Consider the following 19574-nt stretch of genomic DNA (forward strand, 5'->3'; position numbering starts at 1 on the left):
CATGAATAATCCAGTAATCGTAGATTGTATCCGCACACCAATGGGTCGTTCAAAGAACGGCGTATTCAAAAACAAGCGTGCGGAAGATTTAAGTGCTCACTTAATGAAAGGTTTGTTAGACCGTAACCCAGCCGTTGATCCAGCATCAATTGATGATATTTACTGGGGCTGTGTACAACAAACTTTAGAGCAAGGTTTTAACATTGCTCGTAACGCAGCACTACTAGCCGGTATCCCTCACTCAGTACCAGCTGTCACAGTTAACCGTTTATGTGGTTCATCAATGCAAGCATTACACGATGCAGCACGCGCTATTATGACTGGCGCTGGTGATACCTACATCATTGGCGGTGTTGAGCACATGGGTCACGTACCTATGACTCACGGTAATGATTTTCACCCAGGTTTATCCACGTCTGTAGCACAAGCTGCTGGCGTAATGGGTTTAACTGCAGAATACCTTGCTACGCTACACGGCATTAGCCGCGAGCAACAAGACGAATTTGCTTACCGTTCACACCAACGTGCACACGCGGCAACTGTTGAAGGTCGTTTCCGTCGTGAAATCCTGCCAATGGAAGGTCACGATGCAGATGGTTCTTTAATCTTAGTTGAAGACGATGAAGTAATCCGTCCTGAGACAACTGTTGAAGGTTTATCGCAACTTCGCCCTGTATTCAATCCAGCATCAGGTAGCGTAACCGCAGGTACTTCTTCTGCACTTTCTGACGGCGCATCAGCAATGCTTGTAATGAGCGAAGAGAAAGCAAAAGAACTTGGTTTACCAATTCGTGCACGTATTAAATCAATGGCTGTTGCAGGTTGCGATCCATCAATCATGGGTTACGGCCCTGTTCCTGCATCGCAAAAAGCACTTCAACAAGCAGGTATCACTATTGACGATATCGATGTTGCAGAGCTTAACGAAGCCTTCGCAGCACAATCTCTACCAGTATTAAAAGACCTAGGTCTGATGGATGTGGTAGATGAAAAAGTTAACCTAAATGGTGGTGCAATTGCACTTGGTCACCCGCTTGGTTGTTCTGGTTCACGTATTAGCACAACGCTTGTTCACCTAATGGAAGACAAGAACGCTAAATACGGCCTAGCAACTATGTGTATTGGTTTAGGCCAAGGTATTGCAACTGTATTTGAGCGCGTAGAATAACGAGCTCACACCAAACATCTTGGTGATAAAAAGGCGCACTGAATTGCTCAGTGCGCCTTTTTTATTTGCTTTGCTTTCACTTATTGAAACTGGCGGCAATAGAAAGTTAAAATAGCCGCTTATTAATCGTCTCTTTCACCTAAAAGGTCAGCCATGAGTTTTGATAATCCCGATCACCAATTAGATGCACTTGGCCTTCGTTGTCCAGAACCCGTGATGATGGTGCGTGGTGCAGTACGAAAAATGAAAGATGGCGAAACCTTACTTATCATCGCCGACGACCCATCAACCACCCGCGATATCCCAAGCTTTTGTACTTTTATGGATCACACACTTGTGGCTAAAGATGTAGAACAAGCACCGTATCGATACTTGGTGAAGAAAGGGTTGTAACAACGAGTTTCGAGTTTCGAGTTTCGAGTTTCGAGTTTCGAGTTTCGAGTTTCGAGTTTCGAGTTAATCAATTAAAATTAAAAGTGAGCATTTATCAATATTAAACGCTCACTCGATCGGCTTAAAACTGACAGCTGAAAGCTTAAAGCTATTTCTTCGTTACTGTCACTTTTGGTTGATTACTATTGCGGTAATCAAAGCTCACTACATATACGCCTTTTGCAGCGGGTTTAAAGCTGAAATAATTGTAGATGGTATTACAGTCGGCATTGGCGGCTTGGCCTAGAACCAATGATTGCCCTGCTGGGTCCATATCACTGTAACCACAATTATAGCCTTCACTAAAATCAGCATCCGCTACTTTGAATTCATAAACCTTACCAGGTGTTGAAAACTTAACATCGGTTTGGAATATGCCCGGTGCAACTTGCTCTAATTGATACTGCGGCTCGGCATCCCACAAAGTAAAATCACCACGTAAATACATAGTACGGTCAAGCTCTTTACTTGGCAGAATATCGTCAATGCTTGGCATTTGCATTTGGCTAGAACAGGCTGTTAATAAGCCTGCTAATGCTAAAGTAATTACACGTTTCATTACTGTTCCTTATGCTACAAAAAAGCCAGCACTGAGCTGGCTTTTATTAATTGGCTACTGCTTACTTCTGAAGTACAGAAATATCAGCAATATCTAAAAACAGACGGCTTAGTTGGCTTAACAATGCTAAACGGTTTTGTTTAACCGCTTCGTCATCTGCCATTACCATAACGTTATCGAAGAAGTTATCAACACTCTCACGGATACCCGCAAGTTGTGACAATGCTTCTTGGTAATCGCCATTTGCATATAAAGGTGCAAGCTCAGTTGCAAACTTAGCAACGTGTGACGCTAATACTTTTTCTGCGTCATCGCTTAATAGGCTCTCATTCACATCACCTTGTGTTGTGATGTCATTTTTAGCCAAGATATTGCTTACACGTTTATTTGCTGCTGCAAGCGCTTCTGCTGCGTCTAATGTACGGAAGTGACTTACCGCTTTAACACGGCGGTCGAAATCAACTGGTTTAGTTGGACGACGTGCTAACACAGCTTGAATCACATCTACTTCGATACCTTCATCTTGATACCATGCGCGGAAACGACCTAGCATAAACTCAAACACATCTGTTGATACGTTTAGGTTTGTTAGCTTTTCACCGAATAGCGTTTGTGATTTAGCAACAAGGTCTAAGATATCTAGCGGTAATGATTTTTCAACCATGATGCGTAATGCACCAATTGCTGCACGGCGAAGTGCAAATGGGTCTTTGTCGCCTTTTGGCGCTTGACCAATACCAAAAATACCCACCAGCGTATCAAACTTATCAGCAATTGCGACCGCACAGCTGATCACATTTGTTGGTAAGTTATCGCCCGCGAAGCGAGGCATATATTGTTCATTTTGCGCGAGTGCAACTTCTTCTGCCTCACCGTCGTGACGAGCGTAATGCATACCCATTACACCTTGTACGTCGGTAAACTCCATAACCATTTCGGTCATTAAGTCTGTTTTACTTAATAAACCTGCTCGCTTAGCCAGCTCGGCATCGGCACCTAATTGCTCAGCAATGTAACCGGCAAGCTCACTAATACGCTCAGATTTATCTTTCAGCGTACCAAGTTGCTTTTGGAATAAAACGGTATCTAGCGATTCTAAACGGCTCTCTAGTGTTTTCTTCTTATCGGTTTCGTAGAAGAACTGTGCATCAGCTAAACGAGGACGAACAACTTTTTCGTTACCGGCAATTACCACGCTTGGATCTTTACTTTCAATATTAGAAACAAATAGGAACTTGTTAAGTAAGTTGCCATCTTGGTCTAATAACGGGAAGTACTTTTGGTCGTCCTTCATGGTATAGATAAGCGCTTCTGAAGGAACATCTAAGAATGCTTCCTCGAATGTTGCTGTCAACGTTACTGGCCATTCAACCAAGGATGTTACTTCTTCAAGTAAGTCTTCATCCATGGCTACTTTTGCATTTACAGCGCTAGCTGCTGCTTCAATCTGTTCACGAATTTGTGCTTTACGCGCTTCGAAGTCTGCGACAACGTAAGCAGATTTCAGCACATCAAACACATCATCAGCGTGGTTGATTGTTACTTTTTCTGGATGATGGAAACGGTGACCTTGTAATTGGTTGCCAACTTGCTTACCAAGTATTTCGCCTTCGATCAGCGTGCTACCAAATAAAATAGTCGCTGTGTGCACTGGGCGAATAAATTGTGTTTTATTTGCACCCCAACGCATTGGTTTAGGGATAGGTAATTTAGCAAGTGCTTTGTTTACTGCATCACTCATAAGCGATGTAGTTGCTTGACCTTCAACCTGTGCTTTATGTAATAACCAAGCGCCTTTATCTGTTTCTAGTGTTTGTGCATCGCTTACATCGATACCACAACCACGAGCCCAGCCCATTGCTGCTTTAGTTGGATTACCATCGGCATCAAAAGCTGCTGCAACTGCAGGACCACGCTTTTCTACAACCTTGTCACTTTGTTTTGCTTCAAGTGCAGTAACACGTAAGCCTAAACGACGTGGTGATGCGTACCAGTTAACGCCTTGATGATTTAATTCTAAGCTTGCAAGCTCAGCTGCTAAGTTCTCAGCAAACGACTCAGCAAGTTTACGAAGTGCTTTCGGTGGCAACTCTTCAGTGCCAATTTCTACTAATAAATTTTCTGCTGACATGCTAATTCTTAATCCTTACAAAGCGGGAAACCAAGAGCTTCACGGGCATCATAGTAACTTTGCGCACATGCTTTAGATAAAGCACGAACACGTAAGATATAACGTTGACGTTCTGTTACTGAGATAGCGTGACGAGCGTCTAATAAGTTAAACGCATGTGATGCTTTCATTACTTGCTCATAAGCTGGTAATGGTAAGCCTGCTTCAATTAGCTTTTCGCTTTCTTTTTCACAGTGATCGAACTGTGCAAATAAGAACTCAACATCCGCTTGTTCGAAGTTATAAGCTGACTGCTCTACTTCATTTTGATGGAATACATCACCATATGTCACACGACCCATAGGACCGTCTGCCCATACTAGGTCATAGATACTATCTACGCCCTGAATATACATTGCTAAACGCTCAAGACCATAAGTGATCTCACCGGTTACTGGTGAGCACTCTAAGCCACCTACTTGCTGGAAGTAGGTAAATTGAGTTACTTCCATGCCGTTTAACCAGATTTCCCAACCTAGACCCCAAGCACCTAATGTAGGCGACTCCCAGTTGTCTTCTACGAAGCGAACTTCATCAGTTAGCGTATCGATACCAACGGCAGCTAAAGAGCCTAAATAAAGCTCCTGGATGTTTTCTGGTGATGGTTTTAATACTACTTGGAATTGGTAGTAATGCTGTAAACGGTTCGGGTTTTCACCATAACGACCATCAGTTGGACGGCGGCATGGTTGAACATACGCGCTCGACATTGGCTCTGGGCCAATCGACTTTAAGAAAGTTAACGGATGAAATGTCCCTGCTCCCACTTCCATATCAAGTGGTTGAGCAATCACACAGCCTTGCTGTGCCCAATAGTCCTGTAAAGCCAGGATCAAACCTTGAAAGGTTTTAACGTCATATTTTTGCATATTTGGCTTATAGTATCTGGTGCGTTTAGTCTGAAAATTGCTCTCAGTATACCTTGTGTGCAGTAAGGTTTTAAGCAGTTTGTGCTTTTTCAGCAATAAAAAAAGGAGCCTGTAGGCTCCTTTTTAATTCTTAATTTAGCGTTATACGTCTAGGTTAACTACACGTAGCGCATTCGTTTCGATGAAGTCACGACGCGGCTCAACTTGGTCACCCATTAGAGTCGCGAACAATTGGTCTGCAGCTACGGCATCTTCAATTGTTACTTTCAACATACGACGAGCATCTGGGTCCATAGTGGTTTCCCAAAGCTGATCAGGGTTCATCTCACCGAGTCCTTTATAGCGTTGGATATAAAGGCCGCGTTTCGATTCATTGATTAACCACTCTAATGCATCCACAAAGTTATCAACAGCAAGAGTTTTCTCACCGCGTTGAACATATGCTCCTTCTTCAAGTAAGTTAGCAATGTTTACGCCTGTCGCTGCAATGCGTTTGTAGTCACGCGATGTGATGAAGTCATGGTTTAGTACATGAGCTTTATCCACACCATGTTGACGAATATTCACAACAGGATAATACATGTTGCGCTCAGTATCGTGCTCAGTGCCCGCATGGAAGATAGTTGCATCTTCATCACGTGCAATTAAGTCGTCAACAAGAGTGTTAGTCCACTCTTTAACTTTTGCTTCATCTGCTAAATCAGCTTCGGTAATTTCGCTTTGATAGATTAAACGTTCCATAACCGAGTTTGGATATTTACGTTTTAAGCGTTCAATCACTTTAACTGTATTTTGATAGTCGTGAACGATTCTTTCTAGTTCTTCACCTTCAAGTGCAGATGCACCTTCGCTTGTATAAAGTGCAGCATTGTTTAATGCTAATGATGTTAAGTAATCAACAAGCGCTGGATCATCTTTAATGTAGCGTTCTTGTTTACCTTTTTTCACTTTATAAAGTGGTGGTTGCGCAATATAGATAAAGCCTTTTTCTACAATCTCTGGCATTTGACGGTAGAAGAAAGTCAGTAGTAAGGTACGAATGTGAGAACCATCCACGTCCGCATCGGTCATGATAATGATACGATGATAACGTAGCTTTTCTGGGTCATATTCATCACGACCAATACCACAGCCTAATGCAGTGATTAGAGTTGCGACTTCTTGAGAAGAAAGCATCTTATCAAAGCGCGCTTTTTCAACGTTAAGAATCTTACCTTTAAGTGGCAAGATAGCTTGGTTTTTACGGTTACGACCCTGCTTAGCTGAACCACCTGCAGAGTCACCCTCCACTATGTATAGTTCAGAAAGTGCTGGATCTTTTTCTTGGCAGTCTGCCAATTTACCTGGTAAACCAGCTAAATCCATTGCACCTTTACGGCGTGTCATTTCACGTGCTTTACGTGCTGCTTCACGAGCTCGTGCTGCATCAATAATTTTGCCAACAACTGTTTTAGCATCAACAGGGTTTTCTAATAAGAACTCTGTTAGTTTTTCTGCCATTGCTTGTTCTACAGCAGACTTAACTTCACTTGATACTAGTTTGTCTTTCGTTTGTGATGAGAACTTAGGATCAGGTACTTTAACACTTACAACCGCAGTTAAGCCTTCACGAGCATCATCACCCGTCGCATTGCTTGTTGTTTTCGCTTTTTTATTAAAGCCTTCTTTTTCCATGTAGTTATTTAGCGTACGTGTTAATGCAGCTCTAAAGCCAGCTAAGTGCGTACCACCATCACGTTGTGGAATGTTGTTTGTGAAGCAGTAAATGCTTTCTTGGAAACCATCGTTCCACTGCATTGAAACTTCTACACTAATACCGTCTTCTTCACGCTCATGGGTAAAGTGGAAAACACTTTTATGTACAGGTGTTTTGTTACGGTTTAGATATTCTACGAATGCTTGGATACCACCGTCATATTTGAAGTGGTCATTCTTAGATTCTTCGCGCTCATCAGTAAGAATAATACTTACACCAGAGTTTAAGAACGAAAGCTCACGCAAACGTTTTGCTAAGATATCGTAGTGGAAGTTAAGGTCACTGAATGTTTCACCACTTGGCCAGAAACGTAATTCAGTACCTGTGTCTGTTGCGTCACCAATTATAGCTAATGGCGCATCTGGTACACCCATAGTATATGTTTGTTGGTGAATTTTGCCTTCACGACGAATAGTCAGTTGTAGCTTTTCAGATAGTGCATTTACTACCGAAACACCTACACCGTGTAAGCCACCTGATACTTTATATGAGTTATCATCGAACTTACCACCAGCATGAAGTACCGTCATGATAACTTCAGCCGCAGAAACACCTTCTTCTTCGTGAATAGATGTAGGAATACCACGACCGTTATCTCTTACAGAGACTGAACCGTCTAAGTGAATCGTTACAAAAATATCATCACAATGACCAGCTAAGGCTTCATCGATAGAGTTATCAACAACCTCAAACACCATGTGGTGTAGGCCTGTACCGTCATCGGTGTCCCCTATATACATTCCTGGACGCTTTCTTACTGCGTCTAATCCTTTAAGTACTTTAATACTCGACGAATCGTAATTCTCAGACATGGTTAATCCCACTTATCTTGTTATTAGGTTGCCATGTTTCACGTGGAACATTTTTAGTTCTCGTTGCATGGGTTCCACCACAGCAGAAATACTTTCAGATAAAATTGATGAGATAAAAAGTTGCGAATCGCAATGAGTCAAAAGCTGACCCACTTTTTCTTTTGTATCTTCACCCAGTTCTGAAGGTAAGTCATCTATTAGCAATATAGATTGCTTATCAGTTTCTGACTCAATTAAGCTATTTTGCGTTACTTTTAACGCATAAAGCAAGAGCTTCAATTGACCGCGAGAAAAGGTATTTTCTACACTGTTACCAGAAACACTAAAACTAAAATCAGCTTTATGCGGACCTTTACTTGTGAAACCTTGTTTAGCATCACGTTCAAAGCTTTGCTCAAGCGCCTCTGAGAGCGTTTCACTCTCTTTCCAGCCCGCATGAAAGTTAATTTCTAAATCGCTTACAAGCGTTAATTCTGCACACATTTTATCAAAAAACTGCTGCTTAAACCTACTTATATACGCGATTCTTAGATTATTTATTTGTTCAGCTAGTCTAACAAATTCTTTATCCCAAAACTTGATCTGTTCGAAATAATCTCTAGGTTTACTTTTTAATAAAGCATTACGTTGTTTCAGTACTTTATTAAAAGACTGCCACAGATAAAAAAAGTCATGTTCCACGTGGAACAATCCTAAATCGAGAAATTTTCTACGCTCTTTTGGGCCACCAAAAAACAACGAATAGCTTTCTGGAGTAATAACTTGCACCGGCACTAGCTGAGCTAATTCAGAGATTTTACGGCTCGTTTTTCCCTGAATCTTTAAAGATGTTTCACCCGCTTGGTTTTTACTTATACCAATCGGAATAGACAAATCATGCAGCGCTTTGCGCCCATGAATCACAAACTTGTCTTGTTGATGCTGAATGATATTTTTATGTTTGGCGGTACGAAATGATTTACCGTGAGAAAGGAAATATATCGCCTCAAGGAGGCTGGTTTTTCCGCTGCCATTTTCACCATAGATAATGTTTATACCATTAACCGGCTCAAGTGTCAGCGCCTCAATATTCCGAAAATTATTGAGGCTTAAATGACTTAAACTCATATAAGCTTATAGGCGCATCGGCATTACAACGTACATAGCTTCTTCGTCACCTGCACCTTCAATTAGCGCACTGCTATTAGAATCTGCAAGCGTAAAGGTTACATCTTCTGTTTTTAATGTATTAAGTACATCAAGCACATAAGAAACGTTAAAGCCAATTTCAAGTTCGCCGCCCTGGTACATTACCTCAACAACCTCTTCAGCTTGCTCTTGCTCAGGGTTGTTAGCAGTAATTTTTAATAAACCTTCAGATAGGTTTAATCGTACACCACGGAATTTTTCATTCGATAAAATAGACACACGTTGGAAAGCACTGCGCAACCATTCACGGTTAGCAGTAATCACTTTATCACCACCACGTGGCAATACTCGACGATAATCAGGGAAACGACCATCCACCAGCTTACTGGTAAACGTAAACTCAGTATCAATAATACGAATATGGTTAGCACCAAATTGAATGGTAACTAGCTCATCATCAGCCACCATTAGGCGCATAATTTCTTGTACACCTTTACGTGGAATAATTAACTGACGTTGTGTATTTAAAGACTGTGGTAATTGCTTTTGTGCAATCGCCAAACGGTGACCATCTGTAGCCACTGTTTTAATATCTGCGTTATCAACTTCAAATGACATACCGTTTAAATAATAACGTACGTCTTGATTCGCCATAGAAAAGTGCGTGCTTTCTAAAAGCTTACGCAGTTCTAAACGCGTTAGTTGAAATTCAACTTCACCATCCCACTGCTCAAGATTCGGAAAATCTTCAGCGGCCAGCGTAGTTAAAGAAAAACGGCTTTTACCACTTGTTAATAGTAACTGATGATCTTGGCTACTTAACGTAAGGTCTGAGCCATCAGGTAAACTTTTACAAATATCGAGTAACTTTTTAGCTGGTAAAGTGAGTTGCGTATCAGTGGTATCTTCACCGACAAACACACTCGCCACTAACTCAATTTCAAGATCAGTACCCGTCATCGAAAGTTGTCCGTTTTCAACAACTAACAGTACGTTCGATAAAATCGGTAAAGTGTGCTTACGCTCAATCGCACCAGACACTTGAACTAAAGGTTTTAAAAATTGCTCTCTTGATATTGTTATTTGCATAATAAAGTCGGCCTTAAGATGACAAGGTTCTTATTAAGTTTTGATAATCTTCTTTCACTTCATGGCTTTCGTCACGGAGTGATTTAACTTTACGACAAGCGTGTAATACAGTTGTGTGATCACGGCCGCCAAAGGCGTCACCAATCTCAGGTAAACTGTGATTTGTAAGTTCTTTTGATAATGCCATGGCCACTTGACGTGGTCTTGCTACTGAACGGCTACGACGTTTAGAGAGTAAATCTGACACACGAATACGGTAATACTCAGCAACAGTACGTTGAATATTATCTATTGTTACCAGTTTATCTTGCAGCGCAAGTAAGTCACGTAGCGCTTCTTTTACAAAGTCGATCGAAATCGGACGACCAGTAAAGTTTGCATTAGCAATAACGCGGTTTAACGCCCCTTCTAATTCACGCACATTTGAGCGTAATTTTTTCGCGATAAAAAAGGCAACTTCATGAGGTAAATTGATTTTACTTTGCTGCGCTTTTTTCATCAAAATAGCAACGCGCGTTTCAAGTTCTGGTGGCTCAATAGCAATGGTTAAGCCCCAACCAAAACGTGATTTAAGGCGATCTTCAACCCCTTCTATCTCTTTAGGATAGCGGTCTGAAGTTAAGATAATTTGTTGATTTCCTTCAAGTAAAGCATTGAAGGTATGAAAGAACTCTTCTTGTGAGCGTTCTTTATTAGCGAAAAATTGAATGTCATCGATCATCAATGCATCAACACTTCGGTAATAACGTTTAAATTCTTCGATGGCATTATTTTGAAGCGCTTTAACCATGTCTTGCACAAATCGCTCTGAGTGCATATAAACAATTTTCGCGTCTGGCTTATTAGCCATAATACCGTTACCAACAGCGTGTAATAAGTGAGTTTTACCTAAGCCAGTACCACCGTATATAAATACAGGGTTAAATGCTGAACCTGGGTTATCTGCAACTTGAGTCGCTGCAGCTTTTGCTAATTGGTTTGATTTACCTTCAACAAAGCTATCAAAGGTGTAATTTTCTTTAATGTTTGATTTATAGCCTGATTTTGGTGCAGGTTCGACCGCTGCTTTTTCAGGTTTTGGCTGTTGTTTTTCGGCAGTCTGTTGGGTAACAGGCGCGCTAGCTTCTGCTGCAGCCGGTGCTGATGCCACTTGGGCATTTAAAATAGGTTTACTACCAACATCAAAACGTAATTCAGGCGCTTCATCACCACAAATTTCAACGAGTAGTTCATTAATACGGTTTAAATACTTTTCTCTCACCCAATCCAAAACAAAACGGTTAGGTGCATATATAGTCAACGTATCTTCGGTACTTTCTGCTTGAAGTGGTCTTACCCACATACTGAATTGCTGTGAAGGCAATTCATCTTGCAATACATATAAACAACTTTGCCAAACCGACAGATACACAGTTAAACTCCCAGAGATTTAATTTTTTATTCCCGTTCATCTTTAATGATGGAAAATCAAACATTTATTGCTAATCTTTGACCAACTTTCTTGGCCCAGACCGACTATTATGAAGGTACTTTATCCACAAGTACAAGATTGATTTTTATGAAAAATATGATCTCAGCAACATAAAAGAATAAAACACTGATTTTTAAGAAAATTATTTTTTAAGCTCGAACAGTGATCATAACAAATTTGCAGCCAGATCGCGATCAAATTCTACGATCGAATTGGCTTTTCCCAAGCTTTTATTCACTTTTTATACAGAGGCTGTGGAAAACTTCTTATTTATGATGATCCTATATGATCAGTTAAAAGGATCCTTTATAATTACGGCCTCTGCAGCGTTTTAATGATTGACTTTTGTTGTCTTCATCTATAATATCTCGCGCTCGCAATGGCACCTGTGCCAGGATCGCGACCTGCATAGGATGTTTTAACCTTAACCGATCGGATGGAATTGTTATGAAAAGAACTTTTCAACCTAGCGTTTTAAAACGCAAACGTACACACGGTTTCCGTGCTCGTATGGCAACAGCAAATGGCCGTAAAGTATTAGCTCGTCGTCGTGCTAAAGGCCGTAAAGTTCTTTCTGCTTAATATATAAGTGGAAGACTTTAGCTTCAGCAGGGAGTTACGTCTGTTAACTCCCTCGCATTACTCTCGAATCTTTAATGAACCAGCACGCGCTGCGACTCCTTTCTTTACCCTATTAGCTAAACGCAATGACCAAACTAATCCTCGATTAGGTCTCACGGTCGCAAAAAAACGCGTTAAAAAAGCCTGTCAACGTAATCGAATTAAACGACTTGCTCGCGAAAGTTTCCGTTTAAATCAACATAAACTAGATAACATTGATATTGTGCTTATGGTTAAAAGTGGTATTGATGAACAGTCAAACGAAGAGCTGACAAAGCAACTAAATAAATTGTGGCGAAAAATTAACGAACGCTGCAAGCCTGGTGCACCTAAACCACCACCATTTAAAAAACGCCCGAATAAATCAGCTAAATCTAATAAACAAGCCTGATAGCAATAGAATTACAGGCTTAATTAAGGTATCTTTAGCTCACCTTTTAATCATGCATTTAAAATTCTACGATGGGAATTTAAATTCATGGTATCCATTGACTAAATTAACGCAGGGGCAGACACATCATGAGGTTACTTAAACCACTTGTTGCTATTCCAAAGCGCTGTTTAGTCATGCTAATACGCGGCTATCAAAAATGGATAAGCCCACTATTAGGCCCGCATTGTCGTTTTAATCCAACCTGCTCTAGTTACGCTATTCAAGCAATTAATTTGCATGGAAGTGTAAAAGGCAGTTGGTTAGCTGTTAAACGCATATTAAAATGCCACCCTTTACATGCTGGTGGGGATGATCCCGTACCGGCAAAAAATCATATTAACCACCAACACGAGAAATAAGAGCTGTTATGGAATCGCAACGCACGTTTTTATTAATCGGCTTGATGCTTGTGTCGTTTTTATTATTTCAAGAATGGAATAACGACTACAACGCACCAAAGGCTGATCCAAGTGCCACAACACAAACACTAGGCGCAACAACACCAGAATCTGATGACTTTATTCCAGCATCATCTGACGGTGAAGTTCCAGCTGTAACGACAGCAAAGCGCTCAGTTATCGATGTAACAACTGATGTATTCACTGTTAAAATTGACACCCGTGGTGGTGACATTATTGAAACAGACTTACTTCAGTACGAAGAAGAAAAAGGCAGTAACACACCTTACATGCTATTAGGTGAGTTCGATGGTAAGCAATACTTCTCGCAAAGTGGCTTAATTGGTTTAAATGGTCCTGACGCAACTGTTGCTGGTCGCCCTGTTTATAAAACCACACAAAAAGCATTCACTTTAACGGGTGATGAGCTACGTGTACCACTTGAGTTTACTGACAGTAAAGGTGTGACCTTTACTAAAACTTATATCTTCAAAAAAGGCGACTACGCTGTAGATTTAGAGTACACAGTAAACAACGTAACAGCTGATCCAATTCAAGTTCAGTTATACACGCAAGTAAAACGCACAGTACAAGAAAAAGGTAGCTTAGTAGATCAAAACTACTTAGGTGCAGCATTTGGTACTGAAGAAGAGCCATACGAAAAGTACAGCTTCTCAGACATGGCTGATAAAAACCTTAACATCACTACAGCTGGCGGCTACATTGCATTTATTCAACACTACTTTGTAAGTGCGTGGGTACCAAAGCAAGACCAACAAAATACCCTTTACAGCAAATTAGTTGCTGGTAATGCGGCAATTATTGGTACTAAAGGTGAAGCAGTTAACGTACAAGCTGGTACGCAAGCAACACTTAGCTCAACTTATTACATGGGCCCGAAAGAGTCTGACGTACTAGAAGCAATCCACCCAGACTTAGACCTAACTGTAGACTACGGTTGGTTATGGTTTATTTCACAACCATTATTCGTACTACTTAAGTGGTTACACAGCATCCTAGGTAACTGGGGTCTAGCTATCATTGCAATCACGGTTATCGTTAAAACGGCAATGTACCCGCTTACTAAAGCACAATACACGTCAATGGCGAAGATGCGTGCCTTACAACCTAAAATGGCTGCACTAAAAGAGAAGTATGGTGATGACCGTCAAAAATTCGGTCAAGCTATGATGGAAATGTACCGCAAAGAAAAAGTGAACCCTATGGGTGGCTGTTTCCCGCTGTTACTACAAATGCCAATATTCTTAGCATTATTCTACGTATTCTTAGAATCAACTGAGCTACGTCATGCTGAATTCGTTTTATGGTTAAATGACTTATCAGCAATGGACCCATACTACGTATTACCTGTTTTATTTGGTTTAAGTATGTTCATCACTCAAAAGCTGCAACCTATGACGGTTACTGACCCTATGCAGCAAAAAATGATGACCTTTATGCCAGTAGTATTCTCTATTTTCTTCTTATGGTTCCCATCTGGCCTAGTACTTTACTGGTTAGTATCGAACCTTATCTCAATCGCTCAGATGCTAATCATCTACCGCGGTATGGAGAAAAAAGGTATTAAGGTAAGAGGCTAAACTCTTAACCCAATAAAAAGGCGCTAACTGCGCCTTTTTTAATGCCTGAAAAAAGCTAACCGAGAATAGGAGAATAAACTTGATTAGGCACACTGCGTTCAGTAAAGCTCAAACTTGTTGTTAGAAGTGAAGCAACTACCAAGCCGATTGCAACCACCCCAGATAAACCAAGCCACTTTACAGCCGTTGATTTACGCTTAACCCTAAGCCAACTCATATAGATGCCAGCAGCGCTTACAAAGCTCATCAATGCACCAAATAGCCCCCAAATAAGCTTGGTACCAATGCCTGCAAAGTTACCAAAGTGCAGCGGATCAGCGGTGTCTTTAATTCGTGGAAGCAGGTTTAGTTCTTCCCCTTTTTGTATGCCAAGAACTTCACCGGAGCTTGGTTTTAAATAAACCCGGTTAGCACGCAGGCGCAGTAAAATATCATCGTTATAACCACGCACTTCAATAGGCTGATCCGCTTTATTAGGATAACGAATATAGCGAATATCAAGGCTAGGAAATGCCTGTTTAGCGGCTTCATAAGCTGTAGCTAAACTAATTGGCGATAGACCTTTACGAGGGCTTTGTTTCTTAAACTCACTCACAGCTGGTGGACTAGAGACATAGTGAGGTATCTTCGCGGTTTGCAGCCCATGTTCTACCAGATACCAAACCCCTGTGATGGCCATCACAGCAATAAACCATAAACTCCAAAGCCCTAACAGCTTATGCCAATCAGACCAACTACTACGTTTATCTAGGCTTAGCGCAGCAGGCTTTTTCATAAAGCCTTGCCACCAGCGCCGATACACATAAAAACTCGAAACCAATAAAATAACGAGTAAAATACTCAAACTGGTGACGATTAATTTACCCGCCCAGCCCATCGACAAGTTCATATGCCAGTTACGTAAAAACCGCGATATCCGCGCCCACTCTCCTTCACCGAGTAAGCGACCCGTTGCAGCATCTAAATATACAAAGCGAAATGAATCACCGACTTTAAGGGCCGCTTCAATGGCAAGGTAATCTTGCTTATGACGTTGGATATAAAGTAATTGAGCTTGCGGATAATGCTGATTAAGGGTGTTTTCGATAGCTAGGTAGTTAGTAGAGGCAGAAGAAGTTAATGCACGGTACTTAGCGTCTGTTAAGTACTCGAGTTCATGACTTAACGTAGCGAGTGTTCCCGATACGCAGGTAACAAAAAGCAGGACTCCAACAAAGAGTCCTGCCCAAGAATGTAAGTTAAACCAACTTTTAGCGTTCACACGCCACCATTAAAAGCTGTATTTAGCACTTAAATAAACACGACGTGGTTCACCAGGAAAGTGCCCTGTTCGTTCGATAAAGCCACTGCTTGCGTATTCTTTATCAAATAGGTTCTTAACTGATAGCTGCCATTGCCAGTTATCAACGGTTGTTTGCCACGCCATGTTGTAAACAGTGTAAGGTTTAACACGTTGACCGCCTAAACTAAGCTGTTCATCAACATAATCTAAGCCTGCAGAAATAGATGACGATAAGCTAGGTAGCTCATAGCGTGTCCATATACCTAGAGTATTTTGCGGCGCGTTAGCAAATTTATCGCTATCAGGAATTTGATTGGTAATACTGTCGTTTGCTTCAGTAATACGGGTATCATTATAAGCGTAGCTTGCAGTCACTACCCAGCTATCAGTAATATCGCCAACCACCTCGAGTTCAAAACCTTTACTTTGTACTTCACCAACGGCAACTAAATCATCAACGCCGTCACCTGCAACATCACCTAATAAGCTAGGTTGTAGGATGTTTTCGCGGACAATATCGTACACAGCCATATTAACAGCAAGCGTATCTGCTAATAGTTTGGTTCTTAAGCCTAACTCGTTAATACGGCTAGTCTCTGGCGAGAACGGACCGCCCTTTGCTGATTCCTGATTACTGGCACTTTGCGGCACAAAGCCAGTGCCATGTAGCGCATAAGGGAAGAACATATCGTTAATGTTATAGCTGGTACCAATACGGTAGGTTAAGTCGCTATCAGAAAACTCGGTTTGATTTAACAGATCTTTGTCTTCAAAACGATCATACCTTAAGCCAGCAGTCACACTCCAATTAGCGGTGATATCTAGCTGGTCTTGTAAGTACGCACCAAAGCGGGTGCTATTCGTTTTGCCAAGCCGTGGGGTAATACTATCAAGATCATAATCATCAGCAGAGGTTAAACCATACTCAGGGTTGTTAAGATCAAGTCCTGGTACTGGGCCACCTTTACTTTGTTGCGTAGCTGTACGGTAGACGCTTTCAAAATCATGTTCATACCAATCACTACCAAACAGCACTTGATGCTGCATATTAGCAAATGCAAACTCCGCAATCGCATTAGCTGTTAAGCTAAAGCCTTCGTTCTCACGAACTTGATCACGAAACTCACGATGGCTCCAATCAACAATACCGTCGTCATCTGTATCTACGAGGCCTCTTGGTTCATGATAGTTTTGCACTTCTTTGTTATCAAAATAACGTGCTGTGACATCTGTGCGCCAAACATCATTAAACTCATGTTTTAAAGTTGCCTGATAGACATGGGCTTCAACATTTTGAAAGTCTGTCGCCTCGTTATGATTCCAGCTAATATCAGTTAGAAAATTACCGTTATCATCAGCAGGTACACCACGTAAACGTGCCCCACCCAACTCTTGCTCTATATAGGTATACTGAGTGGTTAATTCGGTTGCACTGTTTATAAGCCACGTATAACCAAGATCAACAATGGTATTATCGCTGCTAGTATTAGCACGGAATGGCTTTTCAGTATCACGGTAAAGACCAACACGGTAAGCATGATTATCAAGTGATTCACTCAATGTTCCAGTGCTTTCTAATGCACCACTGAAGAAGTCATCATTACCTACTTCAACTTCAATACTGTGTTCACTGGTGAATTTAGGCTTCTTAGTTACATAGTTAATAATACCACCCGGATTACCACTACCGTATATAGCGCCAGCAGGCCCTTTTAACACCGCAACTTGTTCAATATTAAATAATTGCGGTACAGCAAAGCCATTGAAAGGGTCGCCCTTTACACCATCATATAAAATCTCATCTTGGCGGAAACCACGGAATGTCACGCCTGAATAACTAAAGGCATTAACACCAGCTATATTGCTATAAAGGTCGGTAATTTGGCGAGCAGCCTGATCACTAATCAGCTCCTGCGGCAAAATTTGAATTGACTGAGGAATTTTCTCTAAAGGTGTATTAGTACGAGTAGCAAAGCTTGACTCTGTTGGGCGATATAAAGAGAACGCACGGCCAACAACTTCTATTTTTTCGAGTTCTTTTGAATCACTTTGATCCGAAGTAGTCACTTCAGTTTGAGCATGGGCAACGCCCGAAAAACCAGCAGCAAGTGCAATAAAAACAGCAGAAAGACGCATAATAAAAAACGATAAGATTTAGAATGCGCAACATGTTAATGAATATAGTTATCATTTTCAATGAGTGTTTATTATTAATTAAAGCTAAATAAAGTATTACTTACATCAGACTTTTGCTACCTCATTACTCAAACAGCTATTCGCATGAAATTAAGCCATAGGTTACAATAGAGCCAGCATTCATTCTTTTATTGGCATTATTTCATCGCATGATTAATCAAGACACAATTGCAGCACAAGCGACCGCACCAGGACGTGGTGGGGTTGGTATTATTCGCGTCTCTGGTAGCTTAGCTAAAACAGTGGCAGAACAGATTATTGGCCGTTGTCCTAAAACGCGTTACGCAGACTATGTGCCATTTAAAAGCTTGAGCGGTGAACAGCTTGACCAAGGTATTGCTATTTACTTCCAAGGGCCAAATTCATTTACCGGCGAAGACGTACTAGAACTACAAGGTCACGGCGGCCCTGTCGTATTAGATATGCTATTAAAAGAAATTAGCCAAATTGACGGTGTACGTTTAGCAAAGCCAGGTGAGTTCTCTGAGCGCGCATTTATGAATGATAAGCTTGATTTAACTCAAGCAGAGGCAATTGCCGATTTAATTAATGCAACCAGTGAACAGGCAGCAAAAAGCGCCCTCCAATCACTGCAAGGTGAATTCTCTAAACATATTGAAACGCTGGTGGAGAAAGTCATTCACCTACGTATGTATGTTGAAGCTGCAATTGATTTTCCTGATGAAGAAATCGACTTTTTATCAGACGGTAAAGTATCAACAGATCTCAATGCCATCATTGATCAATTAGAGAATGTAACTCAGCAAGCTAAACAAGGTAGCATCATGCGTGAAGGTATGCGTGTTGTTATTGCGGGTCGCCCTAACGCTGGTAAATCAAGCCTACTCAATGCGTTAGCTGGCCGTGATGCAGCCATCGTTACCGAAATAGCGGGTACAACACGTGACGTATTACGCGAACATATCCACATTGATGGTATGCCACTACATATTATTGATACCGCAGGCCTGCGTGAAAGCCCAGATAAAGTAGAGCAAATTGGTATCGAGCGCGCATGGGATGAAATTAACCAAGCCGATCGCGTACTATTTATGTTAGACGGCACTGATACATCAGCCACTGACCCTCATGATATTTGGCCAGAGTTTATGGCCAAGTTACCAGAGGGTATGGGTGTTACTGTGATCCGAAATAAAGCCGATATTTCCGGTGAAAATGTCGGTATGGATGAACATGATCAATATCCGGTGATCCGTTTGAGTGCTAAAAATGCAGAGGGTATAGAGTTAGTTCGTACTCACTTAAAGGCATGTATAGGTTTCCAAGGCGCCACAGAAGGTGGATTTATGGCACGCCGTCGTCACTTAGATGCACTTGATCATGCTGCCTATCATTTAAACACAGGCAAAGAGCAATTAGAGATGCATATTGCTGGTGAGATCTTGGCTGAAGAATTACGCCTAACTCAACAGTTCTTAAATGAGATAACTGGTGAATTTACCTCTGATGACTTGCTAGGGAAAATCTTTAGTTCGTTCTGTATCGGTAAATAAATTCCGGTCATCAATATTATAAAAAAGAGTCGCAAGACTCTTTTTTTGTTTTTAGTCCAGTAATCAATTATCGGT

Annotated in this window: 16 protein-coding genes; 7 read left to right on the forward strand and 9 right to left on the reverse strand. The window is 41.2% G+C overall.

Annotated features, from left to right (window positions below; translation table 11 throughout):
* Window position 1: 1 nt before the first annotated feature.
* Both fadA and tusA read left to right on the forward strand, forming a co-directional pair.
* A complete protein-coding gene (fadA, locus tag NO991_RS19280; RefSeq protein WP_054554784.1) occupies window positions 2-1168 on the forward strand; it encodes an acetyl-CoA C-acyltransferase FadA in 1167 nt (388 codons plus the stop codon).
* A 153-nt stretch (window positions 1169-1321) separates the two neighbouring features.
* On the forward strand, window positions 1322-1561 hold the full coding sequence (gene tusA / locus NO991_RS19285) for a sulfurtransferase TusA (protein WP_054554785.1): 240 nt from the start codon (window positions 1322-1324) through the stop codon (window positions 1559-1561).
* Between the two features lie 148 nt (window positions 1562-1709).
* Here tusA and NO991_RS19290 read toward each other — a convergent pair whose 3' ends face one another.
* The 7 genes from NO991_RS19290 to dnaA form a co-directional block, all read right to left on the reverse strand.
* The gene (locus NO991_RS19290; protein WP_054563764.1) at window positions 1710-2159 is read right to left on the reverse strand and encodes a hypothetical protein; all 450 of its coding nucleotides are present in this window, start codon (window positions 2157-2159) and stop codon (window positions 1710-1712) included.
* Between the two features lie 61 nt (window positions 2160-2220).
* The gene (glyS, locus tag NO991_RS19295) at window positions 2221-4290 is read right to left on the reverse strand and encodes a glycine--tRNA ligase subunit beta (protein ID WP_138618662.1); all 2070 of its coding nucleotides are present in this window, start codon (window positions 4288-4290) and stop codon (window positions 2221-2223) included.
* An 8-nt stretch (window positions 4291-4298) separates the two neighbouring features.
* Window positions 4299-5198, reverse strand: coding sequence for a glycine--tRNA ligase subunit alpha (glyQ, locus tag NO991_RS19300; RefSeq protein WP_054554789.1), 900 nt, complete (start codon window positions 5196-5198; stop codon window positions 4299-4301).
* Between the two features lie 141 nt (window positions 5199-5339).
* Window positions 5340-7766 carry a DNA topoisomerase (ATP-hydrolyzing) subunit B gene (gene gyrB, locus NO991_RS19305; protein ID WP_054554790.1) on the reverse strand — a complete coding sequence of 809 codons (2427 nt, stop codon included), beginning with the start codon at window positions 7764-7766 and terminating at the stop codon, window positions 5340-5342.
* 12 nt (window positions 7767-7778) lie between these two features.
* Window positions 7779-8873 (reverse strand): DNA replication/repair protein RecF, encoded by a 1095-nt coding sequence (gene recF, locus NO991_RS19310; RefSeq protein WP_054563761.1) that lies wholly within the window; start codon window positions 8871-8873, stop codon window positions 7779-7781.
* 6 nt (window positions 8874-8879) lie between these two features.
* The gene (gene dnaN / locus NO991_RS19315) at window positions 8880-9983 is read right to left on the reverse strand and encodes a DNA polymerase III subunit beta (RefSeq protein WP_054563760.1); all 1104 of its coding nucleotides are present in this window, start codon (window positions 9981-9983) and stop codon (window positions 8880-8882) included.
* A gap of 13 nt (window positions 9984-9996) precedes the next feature.
* Window positions 9997-11394 (reverse strand): chromosomal replication initiator protein DnaA, encoded by a 1398-nt coding sequence (gene dnaA / locus NO991_RS19320; RefSeq protein ID WP_138602144.1) that lies wholly within the window; start codon window positions 11392-11394, stop codon window positions 9997-9999.
* A 507-nt stretch (window positions 11395-11901) separates the two neighbouring features.
* Here dnaA and rpmH point away from each other — a divergent pair.
* The 4 genes from rpmH to yidC all read left to right on the forward strand — a co-directional run bounded on the left by rpmH (window position 11902) and on the right by yidC (window position 14507).
* Window positions 11902-12036: a 50S ribosomal protein L34 gene (rpmH, locus tag NO991_RS19325; protein ID WP_008488847.1), complete on the forward strand. Its 135-nt coding sequence runs from the start codon at window positions 11902-11904 to the stop codon at window positions 12034-12036.
* A 7-nt stretch (window positions 12037-12043) separates the two neighbouring features.
* Window positions 12044-12466 (forward strand): ribonuclease P protein component, encoded by a 423-nt coding sequence (gene rnpA / locus NO991_RS19330; protein ID WP_058583673.1) that lies wholly within the window; start codon window positions 12044-12046, stop codon window positions 12464-12466.
* 128 nt (window positions 12467-12594) lie between these two features.
* On the forward strand, window positions 12595-12867 hold the full coding sequence (gene yidD / locus NO991_RS19335) for a membrane protein insertion efficiency factor YidD (RefSeq protein ID WP_054563758.1): 273 nt from the start codon (window positions 12595-12597) through the stop codon (window positions 12865-12867).
* 8 nt (window positions 12868-12875) lie between these two features.
* Entirely contained in the window at window positions 12876-14507 is a 1632-nt protein-coding gene (gene yidC / locus NO991_RS19340; RefSeq protein ID WP_063530446.1) for a membrane protein insertase YidC, read from the forward strand.
* 55 nt (window positions 14508-14562) lie between these two features.
* On the opposite strand, the gene NO991_RS19345 is transcribed toward yidC, so the two are convergent.
* Both NO991_RS19345 and NO991_RS19350 read right to left on the reverse strand, forming a co-directional pair.
* Entirely contained in the window at window positions 14563-15768 is a 1206-nt protein-coding gene (locus NO991_RS19345; RefSeq protein ID WP_235374027.1) for a PepSY domain-containing protein, read from the reverse strand.
* A gap of 9 nt (window positions 15769-15777) precedes the next feature.
* Entirely contained in the window at window positions 15778-17925 is a 2148-nt protein-coding gene (locus tag NO991_RS19350; protein WP_235374028.1) for a TonB-dependent siderophore receptor, read from the reverse strand.
* Between the two features lie 209 nt (window positions 17926-18134).
* On the opposite strand from NO991_RS19350, the gene mnmE reads away from it, so the two are divergent.
* A complete protein-coding gene (gene mnmE, locus NO991_RS19355; RefSeq protein ID WP_130166143.1) occupies window positions 18135-19499 on the forward strand; it encodes a tRNA uridine-5-carboxymethylaminomethyl(34) synthesis GTPase MnmE in 1365 nt (454 codons plus the stop codon).
* The last annotated feature ends 75 nt before the right edge of the window (window positions 19500-19574 follow it).

It is taken from the genome of Pseudoalteromonas sp. DY56-GL22, assembly GCF_041414715.1.
GTDB lineage: Bacteria > Pseudomonadota > Gammaproteobacteria > Enterobacterales > Alteromonadaceae > Pseudoalteromonas > Pseudoalteromonas simplex.

What these genes read in the sequence shown, in the direction of transcription:
- fadA (WP_054554784.1), top strand. Translation starts at nt 2, where the DNA reads ATGAATAATCCAGTAATCGTAGATTGTATCCGCACACCAATGGGTCGT.
- tusA (WP_054554785.1), top strand. Translation starts at nt 1,322, where the DNA reads ATGAGTTTTGATAATCCCGATCACCAATTAGATGCACTTGGCCTTCGT.
- NO991_RS19290 (WP_054563764.1), bottom strand. Translation starts at nt 2,159, where the DNA reads ATGAAACGTGTAATTACTTTAGCATTAGCAGGCTTATTAACAGCCTGT.
- glyS (WP_138618662.1), bottom strand. Translation starts at nt 4,290, where the DNA reads ATGTCAGCAGAAAATTTATTAGTAGAAATTGGCACTGAAGAGTTGCCA.
- glyQ (WP_054554789.1), bottom strand. Translation starts at nt 5,198, where the DNA reads ATGCAAAAATATGACGTTAAAACCTTTCAAGGTTTGATCCTGGCTTTA.
- gyrB (WP_054554790.1), bottom strand. Translation starts at nt 7,766, where the DNA reads ATGTCTGAGAATTACGATTCGTCGAGTATTAAAGTACTTAAAGGATTA.
- recF (WP_054563761.1), bottom strand. Translation starts at nt 8,873, where the DNA reads ATGAGTTTAAGTCATTTAAGCCTCAATAATTTTCGGAATATTGAGGCG.
- dnaN (WP_054563760.1), bottom strand. Translation starts at nt 9,983, where the DNA reads ATGCAAATAACAATATCAAGAGAGCAATTTTTAAAACCTTTAGTTCAA.
- rpmH (WP_008488847.1), top strand. Translation starts at nt 11,902, where the DNA reads ATGAAAAGAACTTTTCAACCTAGCGTTTTAAAACGCAAACGTACACAC.
- yidD (WP_054563758.1), top strand. Translation starts at nt 12,595, where the DNA reads ATGAGGTTACTTAAACCACTTGTTGCTATTCCAAAGCGCTGTTTAGTC.
- yidC (WP_063530446.1), top strand. Translation starts at nt 12,876, where the DNA reads ATGGAATCGCAACGCACGTTTTTATTAATCGGCTTGATGCTTGTGTCG.
- NO991_RS19350 (WP_235374028.1), bottom strand. Translation starts at nt 17,925, where the DNA reads ATGCGTCTTTCTGCTGTTTTTATTGCACTTGCTGCTGGTTTTTCGGGC.
- mnmE (WP_130166143.1), top strand. Translation starts at nt 18,135, where the DNA reads ATGATTAATCAAGACACAATTGCAGCACAAGCGACCGCACCAGGACGT.